The 18,156-nt window shown below is 74.5% G+C and carries 17 protein-coding genes; 6 read left to right on the top strand and 11 right to left on the bottom strand.

All coding sequences use genetic code 11. From position 1 onward, the window contains the following. Window position 1 precedes the first annotated feature (1 nt). Together ML340_RS00085 and ML340_RS00080 are read left to right on the top strand one after the other, a co-directional pair. Window positions 2-709, top strand: a complete 708-nt coding sequence (locus ML340_RS00085; protein ID WP_240095432.1) for a hypothetical protein — start codon at window positions 2-4, stop codon at window positions 707-709. Window positions 710-711: 2 nt separating this feature from the next. Next, window positions 712-1,374: a DUF4124 domain-containing protein gene (locus ML340_RS00080; RefSeq protein ID WP_240095430.1), complete on the top strand. Its 663-nt coding sequence runs from the start codon at window positions 712-714 to the stop codon at window positions 1,372-1,374. Between the two features lie 15 nt (window positions 1,375-1,389). On the opposite strand, the gene ML340_RS00075 is transcribed toward ML340_RS00080, so the two are convergent. Continuing rightward, complete coding sequence (locus ML340_RS00075; protein WP_240095428.1) at window positions 1,390-2,169, bottom strand: SDR family oxidoreductase; 780 nt, start codon at window positions 2,167-2,169, stop codon at window positions 1,390-1,392. A 66-nt stretch (window positions 2,170-2,235) separates the two neighbouring features. Here ML340_RS00075 and ML340_RS00070 point away from each other — a divergent pair, with 66 nt between their 5' ends. Then, complete coding sequence (locus ML340_RS00070) at window positions 2,236-2,385, top strand: hypothetical protein (protein WP_240095426.1); 150 nt, start codon at window positions 2,236-2,238, stop codon at window positions 2,383-2,385. Between the two features lie 44 nt (window positions 2,386-2,429). Here the strand turns inward: ML340_RS00070 and sppA are convergent, their stop codons facing one another. The 4 genes from sppA to ML340_RS00050 all read right to left on the bottom strand — a co-directional run bounded on the left by sppA (window position 2,430) and on the right by ML340_RS00050 (window position 9,737). Next, window positions 2,430-4,325 (bottom strand): signal peptide peptidase SppA, encoded by a 1,896-nt coding sequence (gene sppA, locus ML340_RS00065; protein WP_240095424.1) that lies wholly within the window; start codon window positions 4,323-4,325, stop codon window positions 2,430-2,432. Window positions 4,326-4,400: 75 nt separating this feature from the next. Next, window positions 4,401-5,753, bottom strand: a complete 1,353-nt coding sequence (locus tag ML340_RS00060) for an MATE family efflux transporter (RefSeq protein WP_240095422.1) — start codon at window positions 5,751-5,753, stop codon at window positions 4,401-4,403. A gap of 99 nt (window positions 5,754-5,852) precedes the next feature. Next, entirely contained in the window at window positions 5,853-8,303 is a 2,451-nt protein-coding gene (locus tag ML340_RS00055; protein ID WP_240095420.1) for a hypothetical protein, read from the bottom strand. Window positions 8,304-8,423: 120 nt separating this feature from the next. Further along, the gene (locus ML340_RS00050; protein ID WP_240095418.1) at window positions 8,424-9,737 is read right to left on the bottom strand and encodes a DUF3106 domain-containing protein; all 1,314 of its coding nucleotides are present in this window, start codon (window positions 9,735-9,737) and stop codon (window positions 8,424-8,426) included. Window positions 9,738-10,174: 437 nt separating this feature from the next. Here ML340_RS00050 and ML340_RS00045 point away from each other — a divergent pair, with 437 nt between their 5' ends. Beyond that, entirely contained in the window at window positions 10,175-12,361 is a 2,187-nt protein-coding gene (locus ML340_RS00045) for a primosomal protein N' (protein ID WP_240095416.1), read from the top strand. Window positions 12,362-12,413: 52 nt separating this feature from the next. Continuing rightward, a complete protein-coding gene (gene tal, locus ML340_RS00040) occupies window positions 12,414-13,358 on the top strand; it encodes a transaldolase (RefSeq protein ID WP_240095414.1) in 945 nt (314 codons plus the stop codon). 70 nt (window positions 13,359-13,428) lie between these two features. Here tal and rpoH read toward each other — a convergent pair whose 3' ends face one another. The 6 genes from rpoH to ML340_RS00010 all read right to left on the bottom strand — a co-directional run bounded on the left by rpoH (window position 13,429) and on the right by ML340_RS00010 (window position 17,933). Then, window positions 13,429-14,307, bottom strand: a complete 879-nt coding sequence (gene rpoH, locus ML340_RS00035; RefSeq protein WP_240095413.1) for an RNA polymerase sigma factor RpoH — start codon at window positions 14,305-14,307, stop codon at window positions 13,429-13,431. A gap of 137 nt (window positions 14,308-14,444) precedes the next feature. After that, window positions 14,445-15,176, bottom strand: a complete 732-nt coding sequence (gene ung, locus ML340_RS00030; RefSeq protein WP_240095411.1) for a uracil-DNA glycosylase — start codon at window positions 15,174-15,176, stop codon at window positions 14,445-14,447. Next, a complete protein-coding gene (locus ML340_RS00025) occupies window positions 15,173-16,018 on the bottom strand; it encodes a response regulator (protein WP_240095409.1) in 846 nt (281 codons plus the stop codon). The genes ung and ML340_RS00025 overlap by 4 nt, the downstream gene beginning before the upstream one ends. Then, entirely contained in the window at window positions 16,015-16,968 is a 954-nt protein-coding gene (ftsX, locus tag ML340_RS00020; protein WP_240095407.1) for a permease-like cell division protein FtsX, read from the bottom strand. The genes ML340_RS00025 and ftsX overlap by 4 nt, the downstream gene beginning before the upstream one ends. Next, window positions 16,961-17,650: a cell division ATP-binding protein FtsE gene (locus ML340_RS00015; protein WP_240095405.1), complete on the bottom strand. Its 690-nt coding sequence runs from the start codon at window positions 17,648-17,650 to the stop codon at window positions 16,961-16,963. The genes ftsX and ML340_RS00015 overlap by 8 nt, the downstream gene beginning before the upstream one ends. Window positions 17,651-17,777: 127 nt before the next feature. Beyond that, window positions 17,778-17,933, bottom strand: coding sequence for a hypothetical protein (locus ML340_RS00010; protein ID WP_240095403.1), 156 nt, complete (start codon window positions 17,931-17,933; stop codon window positions 17,778-17,780). Between ML340_RS00010 and ML340_RS00005 the strand changes: the two genes are divergently transcribed. Then, on the top strand, window positions 17,932-18,156 hold a 225-nt coding region (locus ML340_RS00005; RefSeq protein WP_240095400.1), incomplete at its 3' end, for a hypothetical protein. The two genes, ML340_RS00010 and ML340_RS00005, sit on opposite strands and share 2 nt — an antisense overlap.

Below are 18,156 nucleotides of genomic sequence, written 5' to 3'. Positions count from 1 at the left end.
CATGCGCCGTCGCCTGCCCGCCTGCCTGCTGGCCCTGCTGCTGCTGCCGACCGCAGCCGGCGCGCGCGCGCAGGCGACCTTGGCGATCTACCGCTGCACCGCGCCCGACGGCCGCCAGAGCCTGCGCGATTCGCCCTGCCCGCGCGGGCAGGCGCAGCAGGTCGAGCACTGGCAGCGGCCACAGGATCCGCCGCCGTCCCCCGCGCCCACCGCGCCCACTGCGCCCTCCATGCCGCCGCCCGCTCCCGCCCCGGTGGTGGTGCGGCAGCCGCCGCCGCTGTTCGAGTGCATCGCCCCGGACGGCCACCGCTACCTGAACGAGGACGGCCGCGGCCAGCTGCGCTGGCAGCCGGCCTGGGCCTTCGCCGGCTGGGGCTTCGGCCACTGGCATCCCGCGCCCGCGCCCGCCGCCCGCCCCGGCCTGCTGCCGGCGCGGCCCTCGGCCCCGGAACTGGACCGGCTGCCGCCGGCACTGCCGGGTCCGACGCACCTGCCGCCGCGCTGGGGCGGGCCGGTCGCGGTCGGCGGCATCTGGCAGCCGGACCCCTGCACCCCGCTGCCGCCGGCGCAGGCCTGCGCGCAGCTGCGCGCTGAACGCGATGCCCTCGAGACGCGCTTCTTCAACGCGCAGGAACGCGAGCGCGACCACCTGCGCGCCCAGCGGCGCATGCTGCAGACGCGCCTGGCCGCGGCCTGCGCGGAGGGCTGAGCATGCCCTGTCGGCGCCTCGCGTTGGCGGCGGTCCTGCTTGCCGGCTTGCGGCCCGCCGCGCTGCCAGCGCAGGACGCCACCATCTACAAATGCACCGACGCGCGCGGCACGGTGACCCTGCAGAACGGCACGCCCTGCCCGCCCGGGCAGCGGCAGGAGGTGCGCCGGATCGGCGCGGTGCCGGTGGCCGCCCCGCCACCGCGGCGCGCGGACGCGGACACCCCTGCGCCGGCCGTGCCGCCCGCCGGCGAGTTCGTGCTGGTCAGCGGGCCGGCCAGCCGCCGCGCCCCCGCCCCGGAGGCCGCGCGCCTGCCGCCGCCGCCCGCGCTGTTCCAGTGCCGCACCTGGGACGGGGCCACCTACTACGGCGAGACCGATACCCCGCCGCCGCGCTGCGCCCCGCTGCAGGTGGTCGGGATCGACGGCAGCGCCGCGCTCGGCATGGGTGCCGCCTGCGAGATGAAGGCCGACACCTGCACCGCAGTGCCGGAGGCGCAGCTGTGCGCGGCCTGGTACCGGCGCGTGGACGAAGCCGAGTTCCGCCTCCGCCACGGGCCGGCCAACGACCGCGCCGAGCGCCAGGCCGAGTACGACGCCCTCACCGCGAAGCTGCGCGCCAGCCGCTGCAGCACCGAGGCCCCGGCGCCGCCCGCGCGTCCGTGAGCGGCCGCGGCGCGGCTAAAAGCCGTACTGGGTGAACCCGCCGTCCACCGGCAGGCAGGCACCGGTGATGTAGCTGGCCGCGGGCAGGCACAGGAAGGCGACCGCGGCGGCGACTTCCTCGGGTTCGCCGACCCGGCCCAGCGGGGTGCGTACCAGCACTTCGTCGAGGTAGTCCGGGTTGGACAGCTTGACCGAGGTACGCCGGGTACGGATGTACCAGGGCGCGACGCAGTTGACCCGGATGCCGTCCTCCGCCCACTCCACCGCGAGGTTGCGGGTGAGCTGGTGCAGCGCGGCCTTGCTCATGCCGTAGGGCGCGCCGCTGCGCACGTGGGTCAGCGCCGACACGCTGCCGATGTTGACGATGCTGGAGGCGGCGTGGCGCGCCAGCAGCGGGTGCGCGCCGCGGCACAGCTCGAACGCGGAGAACAGGTTGAGCTCGAAGATGCCGCGCCACTGGTCGTCGCTGTAGTCCAGCGCGGGGCGGGTCAGGTTGCCGCCGGCGTTGTTGACCAGGATGTGCAGGCCGCCGAGGTCGGCCGCCCAGTCGAGGATTTCGGCGCGCTGCTCCTCGTCGGTCACGTCCGCGGGCAGCGCCAGCACCGGATCCTCCGGGCCGGGGAAGGCGTCCTCCAGTTCGGCGCGCGCGGCTTCCAGCGCCTCCGGGTCGCGCGCGACCATCAGCACCTGCGCACCCAGCCCGAGCAGTTCGCGGCAGATCGCAAGGCCGATGCCGGCGCTGGCACCGGTCACCAGCGCACGTTGTCCGTCCAGCCGCCAGCGCTGCGCGGGCATGCGGAAATCCCCCGAAGGTTGCGACCGGCGTAGCATAGGCCAGTCCCCGCGAGGGAGGCGATCGCCATGCGCCGCATCCTGCTGCTGTCGTTGCCGCTGCTGTGCCTGCTCGCGGGCTGCGCCCCGCGCGCGCCGGACGAGGAGCGCCGCCCGGTGCCGCAGGCCGGCCCCGCGCCGGTGGAATCGGCCCCGGCGCGCCCCGCCGACGCGCGCTGACGCCGGCCTGCCGTGGCCCGCTCAGCGGGCCGTGGCGGCGATGTTCAGCGCGGCTGGCACAGGCAGTGCGCCAGCGCCAGCGGATGCCCCGGCGCGGCCTGCTCCGCCAGGCGCGCCAGCAGCGCCTGCGGGGCCTGCGCCTGCAGCCGCGGCAGCAGCAGCGCGGCCGCCCCGCTCTGGCCCAGCAAGGCCTGCCCGAGGCGGCCCTGCAGGAAGCGGCCGAACCACTGCGCGAACGGCTGCGCGGCCTCTTCCACGTACTGCACCTGCCATTTCTCGCGCGCGCCCAGCCTGGCGCGCGCGGCGGCATCCGCGATCGCGTCCTGCAGCCCGCCGAGCGCGTCCACCAGCCCGCGCTCACGCGCCTGCGCGCCGCTCCACACCCGCCCCTGCGCGACCGCGTCGATCTGCGCGACGCTGCGCCCGCGCGCCTTGGCCACCTTGCCGGTGAACTCGGCATAGCCCTTGGCGATCACCGCCTGCACCACCTGCGCCACCCCCGGCGCCAGCGGGCGGGTCAGGTCGAACGCGCCGGCATAGCGGGTGGTGGCCACGCCGTCGGTGTACACGCCGAGCTTGGCGAGGCCGCGGTCGAGGGTCGGGAACAGGCCGTAGATGCCGATCGAGCCGGTGATGGTGGACGGGTCGGCGAAGATGCGGTCGGCGTTCATGCCGATCCAGTACCCGCCGGACGCGGCCACGTCGCCCATCGACACCACCACCGGCTTGCCGGCCTGCTTGAGCGCCACCACTTCGCGCCGGATCTGTTCGGACGGGAACACCTCGCCGCCGGGCGAATTCACCCGCAGCACCACCGCCTTGACGTGTTCGTCCTCGCGCGCCTGGCGCAGCAGGGCGCTGGTGGACTCGCCGCCGACGTTGCCCGGCGGGCGCTGGCCGGAGGCGATCTCGCCCTCGGCCACCACCACCGCGACCTGCGGGCGCGGATCCACCTGCGGCAGGCCGAGGTCGAGGTGCTGCAGGTAGGTCGGCAGGTCGACCATGCGGTAGCCGGTGTCGCTGTCGGGATCGGCCACCCCGCGCTCGGCGAGCAGCGCGTCCACCTCGTCGCGGGTCTTCAGCCCGTCCACCAGCTTCTGCCGCAGCGCCAGCTGGGCGAGGTCGCCGCCGGCCGCCTGCACCTGCGCGGGCAGGTCGTCGATCTGCGCCGCCAGCGCCTCGGGGTCGAGCCGGCGCGCGCGCGCCACGTCGGCGAGCAGGCGCTGCCAGATGTCGTTCATCCAGTACAGGCTGGCTTCCTTGGCCTCCGGCGAGGCCGCGTCCAGCACGAACGGCTCGGCCGCGGACTTGTAGCGGCCGACCTTGAACAGGTGCATGTCGATGCCGAGCTTGTCCTGCAGCAGCTGGTGGAAGTACTGGCGGTAGTCGGCCAGGCCCTCCAGCATCACCCCGCCGGGCGACATCGGGTCGAGGTAGATCTCCCCGGCCTGCACCGCCAGCAGGTACTGGCCCTGGCTGAAGCTGTCGCCGCGCGCGATCACCTGCTTGCCGGATGCGCGCAGCTGCGCCAGCGCCGCGGCCACCTCGCGCAGGGCGGCGTAGCCGCCCGGCTGCAGCTGGTCCAGCTCCAGCACCACCCGCTCGATGCGGGAATCACTGCGCGCCGCCTCCAGCGCGCGCAGCAGGTCGCGCAGGCGCACCTCGCGGCAGCCGGTGGTGCCGGGGCGCGCCTCGGCGATCGCACGGCTGAGCGGATCGCAGCTGTACTGCTCGACCAGCCGTCCCTGCGGCGCCACCACCAGGGTGGTGCGCGGCTGCAGCGGCTTGAGCCTGCCGCCGGCCAGCAGCGCCACCAGCACCACCGCCAGCAGCAACAGGAACAGCAGGTTGAACACCAACCGGCGGCTGAAGTCGAGGGCATGCCAGGCACCGACCAGCAGGCGGGCGATCGGGCCGCGGGAGGGCGGGGCGGAGGACATCGGGGCAGCTCCGGGACGGCGACGTGGGGGTACACCATCCTACCCGCCGCCGGCGCGCGTCCGATGCGGCATCGGTCATGCCGCGCCGAGCGCCACCCGCTGGCTCTGGCGCAGGAACCGGCGCGCCAGCAGGACCGCCGCCACCAGCAGCCCGGCGGTCAGGCCCAGCCACATCCCCTGCGGACCCCAGCCGAGGCCGAGCCCGAGTCCGGCCCCGACCGGCATCCCGATGCCCCAGTAGGCCAGCGCCGCCAGCCACATCGGCACCCGGGTGTCCTTCAGCCCGCGCAGGGCGCCGGCCGACAGCACCTGGATCCCGTCCGGGAACTGGAACAGCGCGGCGTACAGCAGCAGGCGCGCGGCCAGCGCCGCCACCAGCGGGTCGGCGGTGTACAGCGCGGCGATCGCGCGGTGCCCGCCGACCAGCGCCGCCGCCGACACCGCCTGGGTCACCAGCACCAGGACCAGCCCGGCCCACCACGCGCGGCGCAGGCCGGCGCGGTCGCCGCGCCCGCGCGCATGGCCGACCCGCACGGTGGTCGCCTCCGCGATCCCGAATGGCAGCATGAAGCACAGCGTGGCCACGTTGATCGCGATCTGGTGCGCGGCCACCGGCACCTCGCCGAGGCGCCCGATCAGCAGCGCGGTGACGATGAACAGGCTGCCCTCCATCGTCACCGTGACCCCGATCGGCAGCCCGGTGCGCACCAGCCCCGCCAACGTCGGCAGGTGCGGGCGCCGCCAATGCGCGAACAGCGCCAGCGGCGCGAACCGGCGCGCGCGCGCCAGGTACAGCGCAAACGCCAGCGCCTGCACCCAGAACATCGCCGCCGAGGCCCAGCCCAGCCCGGCCGCGCCGAGCGCCGGCAGCCCAAGGCGGCCATGGGTCAGGACATAGCCCAGCGGCGCCAGCAGCACCAGCCCGCCGAAGCCGAACACCATGGTCGGCAGCGACCAGTGCAGGCCGTCGCTCAGGTAGCGCATCGCCAGGTACAGGGTGAAGCCCGGGATGCCCCAGCGGATCGCGCCGAGGAACTGCGCCGCGCCCGGCACGATCGCCGGGTCGATCCCGAGCGCCGGCAGCAGCGGCGGCAGCAGCGAGATCAGCGCGAACATCGCCAGCCCCAGCGCCAGCGCCAGCCACAACGCCTGCTGGAACAGCGCGGCGATCTCGCCGCGGCGGCCGCCGCCGTCGAGCTGCGCGACCGAGGGCGGTACCGCCATCAGCATCCCCAGCGGCACCAGCATCGGCAGCCAGAACAGCGCGGTTCCGACCGCGACCGCGGCCAGGGTATGGGTGCCGTGGTGGCCGGCGACCACCGTGTCCACGAAGCCGACCAGCCCGTGCGACACATGCCCGGCCGCCAGCGGCGCGGCCAGGCGCGCGCTGGCGCGCACCTCGGCACGGAAGCGGACGGCAGCGGGCATCGGGGATCCTGCGCGGGACGGGCGGCCGCGCATCTTAGGGCCTGCCGGCGCGCCGTGGCCGCCCCGGCGCAGGCATGCGCCGGGGCGGGTGTACGCAGGTCAGAGATCCAGGCCGAAGCCCGCGCCGGCCGAGGATTCGCCGTTGCCGCCGAAGCTGACGCCGGCCGAGAACGACCCGCGCTCGCCGATCCGCACGCCGTAGCCGATCGACACCGCGCCTTGGCCGCCCTGCGCGCCCACGCCGATCGCCACCCGCCCGCGCGGGCTGTTGCCGATCGCCGCGTTCACCGCCATCTGGGTCATCGCCGTGCCCATCGCGCCGATCCGGTCGATGCGGCGGTCGGTCTGCGCGAAGCGGCGATCCACCTGCTGCTGGTACTGGGTGAAGCTGTCGTTCCAGGCGGCGAACTTGGCATCGGTATAGGCCTTGGAGGCCGCCAGCGTCTGCGCCGACGAGGTGTCGGTGTAGCTCTTGGCCGAGGCCAGGGTGGCCGCATCGCCGGCCACCATGTCGGTGCGGATCGCCGCTTCGCGGGCATCGGTATAGGCATTGGCGGTGCCCACCGCGTTGTTCGCCGCGGTCAGCGCCGTGTCCGCGGTGGCCTGCGCATTGTTCGCCGCGGTGAGTGCAGTGTTGGCGGTGGATTGCGCGGCATTGGCCGTGCTCAGCGCCGTGTCCGCGGTGGCCTGGGCATTGTTCGCCGCGGCCAGCGCGGTGTTGGCGGTGGCCTGCGCCGCGTCGGCGGAGGCCTGGGCATTGTTGGCGGCGGTCAGCGCGGTGTCGGCCGTGGATTGCGCATTGCTGGCGGCGGTGGCGGCGCCGTCCGCAGTGGCCTGCGCGGTGCCGGCGGCGGCCAGAGCGGCGTTGGCAGTGGCCTGCGCGCTGGCGGCATTGGCGTTGGCACCGGCCACCGCGGTGTCCAGCTGGCCCTTGTTCACCGCGTCGGTGGCGGCGACGCCGTTGCCCACGTTGCCCACCACGTTGCCGCCCATGTTGATGGTGGTGTTGTTGACGATGGTGAAATTGCCGCCACCGCCGCCGACGGTCAGCCCGAGGAAGGTCGGCGCGCTGCTGAAGCCGTAGCTGATCGTGTTGCCGCTGCGGGTGACGGTGAGGTTGCCGTTCGCATCGTCGGCCTGGAACTGCACGGTATCGCCGCTGCCGATGGTCGCGCGGGTGGCGCCGCCGTCAGCGGTGATCGCAAAGCCCGCATAGGTGCTGATGCCGCCGACCGCGGTGCTGATGGCCGCGTTCATCTGACCCAGGTTCACCGCGTCGGTGTCGGCGGTGCCGGCGGCGACGTGGATCAGCTGGCGCTCGTTGCCGGTGCTGCCGATCGACACGCTGTAGTCGCGGTCGGCGATCGCCAGGTAGCCGAGGGCGGTGCTGCCGGTGTTGAGCGCCTGCGCCTCGGTGCCGAAGGCATTGCTGTAGTTGCCGCTGGCGATGGTGAAGTTGCCGACCGCGTTGGCCGCCTGCCCGCTGGCGTTGTTGAAATTGCCGAGCGCGCTGCTGCCGAAACCGCTGGCGGTGTTCAGGTAGCCGATCGCGTTGCTGCCGTAGCCGCTGGCGTTGTTGTAGTGGCCGAAGGCGTTGGCGCCGAAGGCGCTGGCGACGTTGAGGTAGCCGAACGCGCTGCTGGCATAGCCGCTGGCGCTGTTGCCGACGCCGAATGCGCTGGCATATATCGCGCTGGCGGTGTTGCGACGATCACTGCCGGAGTCGAATGCGCCGTTGCCGTTGGCGTCGAACCAGGTGCCGACGGCGACGCTGTTGCGCGCGTTGGTCGGGTCGCCGTCGACGCTGCCGGCCTGGCTGTAGGTGCCGACCGCGACGCTGCTGTTGTCGTAGGCCAGGTTGCCGTGGCCGAAGGCATTGCTGAGCGTGGCCGGGGATGCATTGAACGCGCCGACGGCGCTGCTGAAGGCGCCGTCAGCCGTGTTCTGGTACCCGAAGGCGCTGCTGAAATTGCCGTTCGCGCTGTTGACGGCGCCGACGGCGCTGCTGTTCACCCCGCCGGCGGTGTTGGACAGGCCGACGGCGCTGCCGCCGTCGCCGCTGGCGGTGTTCGCCACGCCGAGCGCACTGGTGGTGGTTCCGCTGGCGGTGTTGCGATAGCCGAGGGCATTGCTGGTCGCGCCGCTCGCGAGGTTGATCACGCCCATCGCGACGCTGACGTCGCCGCTGGCATTGTTGAGGTAGCCGAAGGCATTGCTGTAAGTGCCGCTGGCGATGTTGAACACGCCGAATGCGCTGCCGGCATAGTTGCTGGCGGTGTTGTAGTAGCCGAACGCGCTGCTGTAGGTGCCGCTGGAGATGTTCCTCCAGCCGTAGGCGGTGGAGGTGGAGGTGCAGGTGCTGTTCTCGCCGTTGGCGCTGCCGGTGTCTTCCGTGCCCTGGTTGGTCGAGGCCCCGGTGGGGTTGCCGTTGCTGTCCACGCAGGGACGGTCGGCGGCGAATACGGGGCCGGCCGCGGCCAGTACGAGCAGGGACAGGGCGATGGCCAGCGGCCGGCGGGCGGGCCGGCGGAACGAAGTGCGAGGCGGCATGGTGGTCTCCCGAGGGTTGTCAGTGGAAAAAGACAGGTCCCTGCGCCTCCGCGCACCCGGCAGGACCGTGCGCGGACCATAGCAAAGCGCCGGAACGTTTCTGCGCTCGGTCGCGCGGAGTCAGCCCTGCAGCCGCGCCTGCAGCCAGGCCGCGCGCTGCGCGGGCGGCTGCGCCAGCCAGCCGCGGCGCAGGGCGGCGCGCGCCTCCGGGGCGGTGCTCTGCGCCAGCCGCGCCAGCACCGCCAGCTCCTCCGTGGTGGCCTGTTGCAGGGCGGCCCGCAAGGCCGCGCGCTCGCCGGCGTCCACGTAGGCGAACAGCGGCGCGATCGCCGGCCACGCCCGGCCCAGCCGCGGGCCCAGCCACCAGCCGTCGCGCGCGTCCGCCGGCTGGCGTTCGTAGCCGGCGCGCAGCGCCTGCTGCTGCGCCGGCGGCAGGGCATCGAAGCGAACGGCCAGCGCCCGCAGGCGCATGCGCTCATCGGCGTCCAGTGCCTGCCAAGCCGCCCACGCCGCCCGCCGGCGCGCGCGTTCCAGCGGCGGCAGCGCGCGCCAGGCCTGCACGCGCGCCTGCCAGGCCGGTCCCGCGGCAGTCGGCGGTGCGGCCGCCGGCACATCGGGCAGCGGCACCTCGCTGGCCTCCAGCCAGGCCAGCAGCGGCAGGCGTTCGGCCAGCGCCAGCTCGGACGGCACCTCGAGCAGGGCGCGGTCGGGCTCCGATCCGGGATCGTCCGCGGCATAGCGCGCCTTCGGCGCCTCCGCCGGCGGCAGCGGCGTGCGCGCGATCCCGCCGCGCGGCGCGGCCAGCCACCACCAAGCCGCGGCGGCCGCCACGGCCAGTAGCAGCGCGGCACCCGCCAGACGCCAGCCCCGACGCGCGCCTGCACGGGCCGCGGGGCGCATGTGCGCCGGCGCCGCTGCGGGAACCGGCGCCGACGGGGGCGGGGCGGGAGGTGTCGCCGCGGCCTCCTGCGCCTGCCGCAGGGCCGCCTGCCAGGCGCGCCAGACCGCCACGTCGGGCTGCCCGTCGGCCGCGGTCGGCAGGGCGTTCCGGATCCAGTCCTGCCAGGTCGGGGCCGGCACCCCGAGCACGGCGCCGATGCCGGCCTCGTCGAGGCCGCCGAGGAGCTGCAGCAGCACCGCCGCGCGCACGCCCGGGGCCAGCGCGCTCAGCGCCGGCAGCGGCGAGGCGGCGGGCTCCGGCACGCTGTGCCGCATCGCCGGCAGGCCCAGCAGCAGCTGCCAGTACAGCACCGGCCAGTCCGCGAGCGGGCGCGCCGCGGCCTCGCCGGCGAACACCCGCGCGACCGCCTCCAAGCTGGCGCCCGCGGCCTCGGCGGTCCCGGCCTGGACCGCGGCCAGCACCTGTGCCCGCCGCTGCTGGCCGCGCAGGAAGGCCGCCACCGCGGCAGCGTGGGAAGGCGGGGCGGCGGTCATGGCAGGTACGTGGGCATGGCGCATGCTACGCCGGCCGCGCCTGCCGCGGCGCGGCTTGACAGCGCGGGCAAGGGCGGCTCCGCCAAGGCTGGCGCGGGCTGTGGACAACTGCGTTGTGCACAGGCGTCATCCCGGCGTCATCCGCATGGTTTCACGTTGCGTTCATGTCACATGACGCCCGTGTTTCACACGCAACCCATTGATTTTCAATGATTTGAACGAACTGGCGGATTTTTCGCCAAGCCCCGGGCAGGCGCATGGCGGCGCGCCGTGCGCGGGTTCTGCCGCCGGCCATGCACAGTGTTATCCACAGGCGATGTGGATAAACAGCGATCTCCTTTTACGACAGAGGCTTACAGAAATTTCATGGAGAACGCCTGAATTGGCGGCGGCAACTGCAGCGCAGCCACTGCGCCGCACCCGTCTAGACTGGCCGCATGCCCGCTGCGCCCGTCGCCCTGCAGGTGGCACTCCCGGTGCCACTGCTGCGCCTGTTCGACTACCTGCCGCCGCCAGGCATCCCCGCGGCGGAAGTCGCGGTCGGGCAGCGCCTGCGGGTGCCGTTCGGCAATCGCGAGCTGTGCGGGGTGGTGCTGGGCCATGGCGCGGCCGCACCCGGGGTCGAACTGCGGGCCGCGCTGGCCCTGCCCGATCCTGCGCCGCTGCTGCACGGCGAGCTGCTCGCCAGCCTGCGCTGGCTGGCCGGCTACCTGCATGCGCCGGTGGGCGAGGTGTTGGCGACCGCGCTGCCGGCGGCGCTGCGCCGCGGCGAGCCGCTACCGGACACCGCCCGCCGCGGCTGGGCGCTGAGCGAGGCCGGACGCACCGCGCTGCCGGGCCTGCGTGCCGGCAAGCCCCGGCAGTTGGCGGAGTTGTTGGTCGAAGCGCGCGAGGAGGACTGGCTGGATGCCGCGCTGCCGGGCTGGCGCACGCCGCTGCGGCGCCTGCGCGAGCGCGGGCTGGTCGCGCCGGTGGTGTTCACGGAGAACCCCGCACCGGCACCGCTGGCGGCGGGGTTCTCGCCCAATCCCGAGCAGCAGGCGGCGATCGCGGCGATCACCGCGGCGCAGGGCTTCACCCCCTTCCTGCTGGAGGGCGTCACCGGCAGCGGCAAGACCGAGGTCTATCTGCAGGCGATCGCCGCCTGCCTGGCCCGCGGCCGGCAGGCGCTGGTGCTGGTGCCGGAGATCGGCCTGACCCCGCAGATGCTGGCGCGCTTCCGCGCCCGCCTCGGGGTGCCGGTGCTGGCGCTGCATTCCGGGCTGGGCGATGGCGAGCGCGCCGCGGCGTGGCTGGCGGCCGCGCGCGGGCAGGCGCGGGTGGTGGTCGGCACCCGCTCGGCGGTGTTCGTGCCGCTGCCGGAGCCGGGGCTGGTGGTGGTGGACGAGGAGCACGACGGCAGCTACAAGCAGTTCGACGGCATCCGCTACCAGGCGCGCGATTTCGCGATCGTGCGCGCGCGCGCGCTGGGCGTGCCGGTGGTGCTGGGCAGCGCCACCCCGTCGCTGGAAAGCCTGCACAACGCGCAGGCCGGGCGCTACGTGCACCTGCGCCTGCGCCAGCGCGCCGGCGCCGCGCAGCCGCCGCCGGTGCGGGTGGTGGACGTGCGCAAGCGTCCGCTGCAGGCCGGGTTGTCGGAGCAGGCGCTGGGGGCGATCGCCGCCGCCCTCGCCGCCGATGGGCAGGTGCTGGTGTTCCGCAACCGCCGCGGCTATGCGCCGGTGCTGCTGTGCCACGACTGCGGCTGGAGCGCGCACTGCCCGCGCTGCAGCAGCGCCGAGCGGCCGACGCCGATGACCGCGCATGCGCAGGGCAAGCGCCTGCAATGCCACCATTGCGGGTATCGCAAGCCGGCGCCGCCGGCCTGCCCGGACTGCGCCAGCCTCGCCCTGCAGCCGCAGGGCAATGGCACCGAGCGCCTCGAGGAGGCCCTCCAGGCGCGCTTCCCGGACGTGCCGGTGCTGCGCATCGACCGCGGCAGCACCGGCCAGCGCGAGGCCCTGCAGCGCCAGTTCGACGCCCTCGGGGCGCGCCCGGGCATCCTGGTCGGCACCCAGATGCTGGCCAAGGGCCACGACCTGCCGCACCTGACCCTGGTGGTGGTGGTCGGGATCGACGAAGGCCTGTTCTCGGCCGATTTCCGCAGCGGCGAGAAGCTGGCGCAGCTGTTGGTGCAGGTGGCCGGCCGCGCCGGCCGCGCCGCGCGCGCGGGCGAGGTGCTGGTGCAGACCCACCATCCCGAGCACCCGCTGCTCACGACCCTGCTGCGCGGCGGCTATCCCGCGTTCGCGCAGGCCGAGTTGGCGCTGCGCGAGGCCGCCGGGTTGCCGCCGTTCGCGCACATGGCCCTGCTGCGCGCGGAAGCGCGCCATGCCGATCCGCCGCGGCAGTTCCTGCAGGCGGCGCGGGAGGCGCTGCAGGGCGTCGCGCTGGAGGTCGCCGGCCCGCTGCCGGCGCCGATGCCGCGGCGCGCCGGCCACGTGCGCGCGCAGCTGCTGCTGTCGGCCGGCACGCGCGCCCCGCTGCACGCGGCGCTGCAGGCGCTGGTGCCGGCGCTGCACGCGCTGCCGGAGGCGCGCCGGGTGCGCTGGTCGCTGGACGTGGACCCGGCCGACCTGTACTGACCGCGCGCGCCGCGATGCGCGAGAATGCGCGCTTTTCCGCCCGCAGCCTGCCATGCCGTCCCTGCTCGACCAGCTCCGCCAGCATTCCGTGGTGGTCGCCGACACCGGCGACATCGAGGCCATCGCCCGCCATGCGCCGATGGATGCCACCACCAATCCGTCCCTGCTGCTGAAGGCCGCCGCGCTGCCGGCCTACGCGCCGCTGCTCGAGGCGGCGCTGGCGCAGGCGGGCGGCGAGGATCGCCTCGGCGATGCCTGCGACCGGCTCGCGGTGGCGATCGGCACGGAGATCCTCAAGCTGATCCCGGGTCGGGTGTCCACCGAGGTGGATGCGCGCCTGAGCTTCGACACCGAGGCCACCCTCGCCAAGGCGCGGCGGCTGGTGCAGCTGTACGCGGATGCCGGCATCGGCCGCGAGCGCCTGCTGATCAAGATCGCGGCGACCTGGGAGGGCATCCGCGCCGCCGAGCGGCTGGAGCGCGAGGGCATCGCCTGCAACCTCACCCTGCTGTTCTCGTTCGCGCAGGCGCGCGCCTGCGCGGACGCCGGGGTGTATCTGATCTCGCCGTTCGTCGGCCGCATCCTCGACTGGCACCTCGCCCACGGCCTGCCCGCGCCGGCCACCGCGCAGGACGATCCCGGCGTGCAGTCGGTGGCGCGCATCTGGCGCTACTACAAGCAGCACGGCTACCGCACGGTGGTGATGGGCGCCAGCTTCCGCAACACCGGGCAGGTGCTGGCGCTGGCCGGCTGCGACCGCCTCACGATCGCCCCCGAGCTGCTCGCGCAACTGGCGCGCGAGGAGGGCGCACTACACGCCGCGCTGCACGCCCCGCAGACCACCGCGCCCCCGCCGCCGGCGCTGGCCGAGGCCGACTTCCGCTGGCAGCTCAACGAGGACGCGATGGCCAGCGACAAGCTGGCCGAGGGCATCCGCAAGTTCGCCGCCGACCAGCGCGCGCTGGAAGCCCTGCTGGCCGCGCGGCTGGCGGGCTGATTCCGACTCCGGAAAACGCCGACGGCCCGGAGTGCTCCGGGCCGTCGGGGATACCGCATGGCGGCGGCGCTTACGCCGCGAACAGCGCCTTCATCTTCTTCAGCGCGTTGGCCTCGATCTGGCGGATGCGCTCGGCGGACACGCCGTATTCGTCGGCCAGTTCCTGCAGGGTGACCTTGCTCTCCGGCTCCAGCCAGCGGCGCTTGATGATGTCGCGCGCGCGCGGGTCGAGCCGGGCCAGGCCGTCGCGCAGGATCTCCAGCTGGTCGGCCTCGCTGTCGGCGGACTCGTAGGCGGCGGCGGGATCGGCCTCGTCGGCGACCAGGTAGCTGGCCGGGGCCGGCGGCGCGTGCTCGTCGTCGGCGTCGTCGGGCGCGTCGAAGCCGATGTCGCGGCCGGACAGGCGCGCCTCCATCTCCAGCACCTCCTGCTCGGAGACGTTGAGGTCGCGCGCGACCGCGCGCACTTCCTCGGCGTTCATCCAGCCCAGGCGAGTCTTGCTCTTGCGCAGGTTGAAGAACAGCTTGCGCTGCGCCTTGGTGGTGGCGACCTTGACGATACGCCAGTTCTTGATGATGAACTCGTGCATCTCGGCGCGGATCCAGTGCACCGCGAAGCTCACCAGGCGCACCCCGACCGCGGGATCGAAGCGCTTGACCGCCTTCATCAGGCCGATGTTGCCCTCCTGGATCAGATCGCCCAGCGGCAGCCCGTAGCCGGCGTAGCCGCGCGCGACGTGGACCACGAAGCGCAGGTGGGACAGGATCAGTTCCTGCGCGGCGGTCAGGTCGTTGTGCTCGCGCAGGCGCAGCGCCAGGCGCTGCTCTTCCTCGGCGCTGAGGACCGGGATCTGGTGCACGGCGCCGATGTAGGCCTCCAGCGACCCCATCGCGCTGGGGACGGGGATCGGCAGGGCCTGGGCCGTCAGGGCGGTGGTGGTGGTCGGCATGGTCTCCCTCATGGCTGGCAGTTTAGCAGTCGCAACATTCGACTGCTAATACGCAGGAAAGTTCCCGAGCGTTGCATTCATGGAACGTTACCCGGCCCCTTCCGCGGGGCCTCGGGGGCACTGTCCCATCCCCTCCATCAATTCGGTGTGGGGGCCGGATGAAAGTTTTGCAACAGGGCCGCCGGCGGCAGCGACCAGTCCACCGGAACCTGCCCGGTTCGCGCCAGGTACTGGTTGGCGGCGGAGAAATGCCCGCAGCCGAGGAAGCCGCGGTGGGCCGACAGCGGCGAAGGATGCGGCGCTTTGAGCACCCGGTGCCGGCGCGGGTCGATCACCGCGCCCTTCTTCTGCGCATAGCTGCCCCAGAGCAGGAACACCAGGTGCTCGCGCTCGCGGTTGAGCACGTCCACCACGTGGTCGGTGAAGCCCTCCCAGCCCTTGCCCTGGTGCGAACCGGGGCGGCCGGCCTCGACCGTGAGCACGCTGTTGAGCAGCAGCACGCCGCGCTGGGCCCACGGCAGCAGGCAGCCGTGGTCGGGGCGGACGAAACCAGTGTCGCGCGCCAGCTCCTTGTAGATGTTGTCCAGCGACGGCGGCACCGGCACCCCGGGCGGCACCGAGAAGCACAGGCCGTGCGCCTGGCCGGGGCCGTGGTAGGGATCCTGGCCGAGGATCACCACCTTCACCGCCTCGAACGGGGTGGCGTCGAACGCGGCGAAGATCTGCGGGCCGGGCGGATAGAGGGTGGCGCCGGCGGCCTTGCGCGCGCGCAGGAACGCGGCCAGCGCGCGCATGTCCGCGCGCGCGAACCAGTCGCCGACCCGGGCCTTCCAGCCCGGCTCCAGGCGCAGCGCGGGCGGCGCGCTCACCGCGCCCCCGCCTCCGGCAGCCGCGCCAGGCGCAGCTGGAACAGCACCTTGGTCACCAGCAGGCGCTCCTCGATCGGCTTGAGCACCAGGTCATTGGCACCCTCGCGCAGCAGCGCGGCCTGGTTGTCGCGATTGTCGTCGCCGGTCATCACCAGCACCGGCAGCCGGCGCTTGCCGTAGCGGAACACCCCGCGCACCTGGTTGAGCAACTCGCGCCCGGACAGCGCGCCCTTGAGGTAGACGTCGGTCAGCAGCAGGTCGGCGCCGACGTCGCCGTCGCGGCGGCCGAGGAAGCGGTGCAGGTGCTCGAGCGCGTCCTCCGCGGAGATCACGTGCAGCACCTGCAGGCCCTGGCGCTCGAGCATGCGCCGGGTCGCCAGCGCGACCACCTTGCTGTCCTCCACGTACAGCACGCGCGCGCCCTCGATCGGGGCCGGCTGCACATAGCCGCGGATGAACGCGGCCAGCGCGCCGTGGCCGAGGGCCTTGTCGAAGTAGTCGGTGATGTCCTCGCTGAAGGCGCGCGCCTCCAGCGCCTCCTGCGCATTGCCGGAGATCACGATCACCGGCACGTAGCTCTGCCCGGCGGCCTCGCGCACCGCGCGCGCGAGCGCGAGGCCGTCGCCGTCCGGCAGCACCAGCGCGGTGGTGACCAGGTCGACCGGGCCCTCGGCCAGGCGCGCGCGCGCCTCGGCGATGCTGGCGCAGCCGCTGACCTGCGCCTGCGGCAGCTCGGCCAGCAGGGTGTCGGCGATCAGCCGGCGCACCAGCCGGCTGCCGTCCACCACCATCACCCGCGGCGCATCGCTGACGACGTGCCGCAAGTCCTGCGCGGCGCTCATGCGCGTACCCCGGCGCGCGCGCGGCGCAGGTGGTGGCCGACCGCGAGCGCGGCCCCGAGCCAGCCGAGCAGGCCGGCACCGGCCAGCACCAGCAGCGCGCGCGGCAGGTCCAGCCCGGTCAGGGCGAACGTGCTGGCATAGCTGGCGGCGAGCGCCGCCAGCGGCGCGCGCAGGGCCTGGTCGACGCCGGCCAGCACCGCCAGCGCGAGCGCGCCGGCGGCCAGCCCGTACCAGGCGCCGAGGTAGAGGAACGGGCGCCGCACGAAGCCGTCGCTGGCGCCCAGCAGCTGCAGGACCTCGATCTCGCGCCGGCGCGCCTGGATGTCCAGGCGCACGGTGTTGCCGACCACCAGCACCGCGCCCAGCCCGAACAGCACCGCCAGCACCAGCGCCAGCCGCCGGCCGAACGCCAGCCACGCGCGCAGGCGCTGCTGCCAGGCCGCGTCGTGCACCACCCGCGCGACCTCCGGCATGCCGGCCAGCGCCGCGGCCAGCGCGCCGGCGTCGCCGCGCGGCCGCACCTCCAGCGCCGGCGGCAGCGCCGCCTGCGCGGCCGCCTCGCCGAGCGCGGCGATCGCCGCGGCCACGTCCGCCTGGGTGCGCAGCTGCGCCAGCGCCTGCGCCGGGGTCACCACCGCCACCGCCGCCACGTCGCCACGCGCGCGCAGGCGCGCGGCCAGGGCCTCGGCGTCCGCCGCCGGCGCACCCGGGCGCAGGAACGCAGTGACCTCGCCGGCGGCCTGCACCGGGCCCGCCAGCCGCGCGAGGTTCTCGAGGCCCAGCCACAGCCCGAGCGGCAGCGCCAGCGCCAGCGCCATCACCGCGACCGTCAGCACGGTCGCCCACGGCCGCCGCAGCAGGCGGCCGAGGCTGGCCAGCAGGCTCTGCAGGTGGCGGTCGAACCAGACCACGACCGCAGGGGCGCTTGCGCTCGGCGGCAGCTCAGGCATCGGCCAGGTCCTCCGGGGCGATGTCGTCCACCAGCCGGCCCTGGTCCAGCACCAGCACGCGCCGGCGCATGCGCCGGACCAGCGCCAGGTCGTGGCTGGCCACCAGCACGCTGGTGCCGCGTTCGGGCAGGGCGGCGAACAGCGCCATGATCTCCGCCGACAGAGTCGGATCGAGATTGCCGGTCGGCTCGTCGGCGATCAGCAGCGCCGGCTCGGCGATCACCGCACGCGCGATCCCGACCCGCTGCTGCTCGCCGGCCGACAGCTGCGCCGGCAGCGCCTGCGCGCGCGCGCCGAGCCCCAGCCGGTCCAGCAACACGCGCACGCGCTTGCCGACCTCCGCGCGGCGGACCCCGCGCAGCAGCAGCGGCAGCCCGACGTTCTCGGCGACGCTGTGGTCCTCGAGCAATTGGTGATCCTGGTAGACCACGCCGATCTGGCGGCGGTGGCGGGCGATGCCGCCGCCGCGCACGCGCGCCAGGTTGCGCTCGCCGAACAGCACGGCGCCGCTGCTGGGGCGCTCGACCAGGTGGATCAGGCGCAGCAGGGTGCTCTTGCCGGCGCCGGAGTGGCCGGTCACGAACAGCATCTCGCCGGGCTCGACCGCGAAGCTGACCCCGGCCAGCGCGGCTTGGCCGCCGGGATACTGCTTGCTCACGTTGTCGAAGCGCAGAACCGTCATGCGGATGCCTTCAGGCGCGGCGGGCGCGGGCCGGCACGCAGTATCGCCGCTGCCGGCGGCGGCGACCAGCCGGCGCCGGACGCCACGGCCGCGGACGCGCGTGGCCGCGCCGCGGCGGCGGGCGCGCTCAGTGCTGCTGGCGCGGCGCGCGGGTGACCAGCGCGCGCAGGCGCCGGCCGATCCGCCCGAGCAGCGACCCCGGCGCTTCGCCGGCGGCCGGCGCCGCGGGGGAGGCCGCGGGCGCAGAGACCTTCGCCGCGACCGCCTGCGGGGCGGCGGGCATGTTCGCCGCCGCCTCGCCGCCCACGCGCGGCCTGCAGGGCATCGAACGCGACCGCGGCGGCATCCGCGTTCTGGCCCTGCGCCAGCTGCAGCGGGGTCACCTTCCAGAAGTCCTGGCCGATGCCGGTGATGACGGTGTCGCCCGGGTACCACTTGCCCTGGCGCGGCGCGTTCTTGGCCTTCCATTCCGGCGAGGGCAGGATGCCGGCGGTCTCGCCGGCGAG

The sequence above is a fragment of the Thermomonas flagellata genome, from assembly GCF_022419185.1.
Taxonomy (GTDB): Bacteria; Pseudomonadota; Gammaproteobacteria; order Xanthomonadales; family Xanthomonadaceae; genus Thermomonas; species Thermomonas flagellata.
The sequence above is the reverse complement of the archived record's forward strand: the minus strand, read 5'-3'. Positions and strand labels throughout refer to the sequence as shown.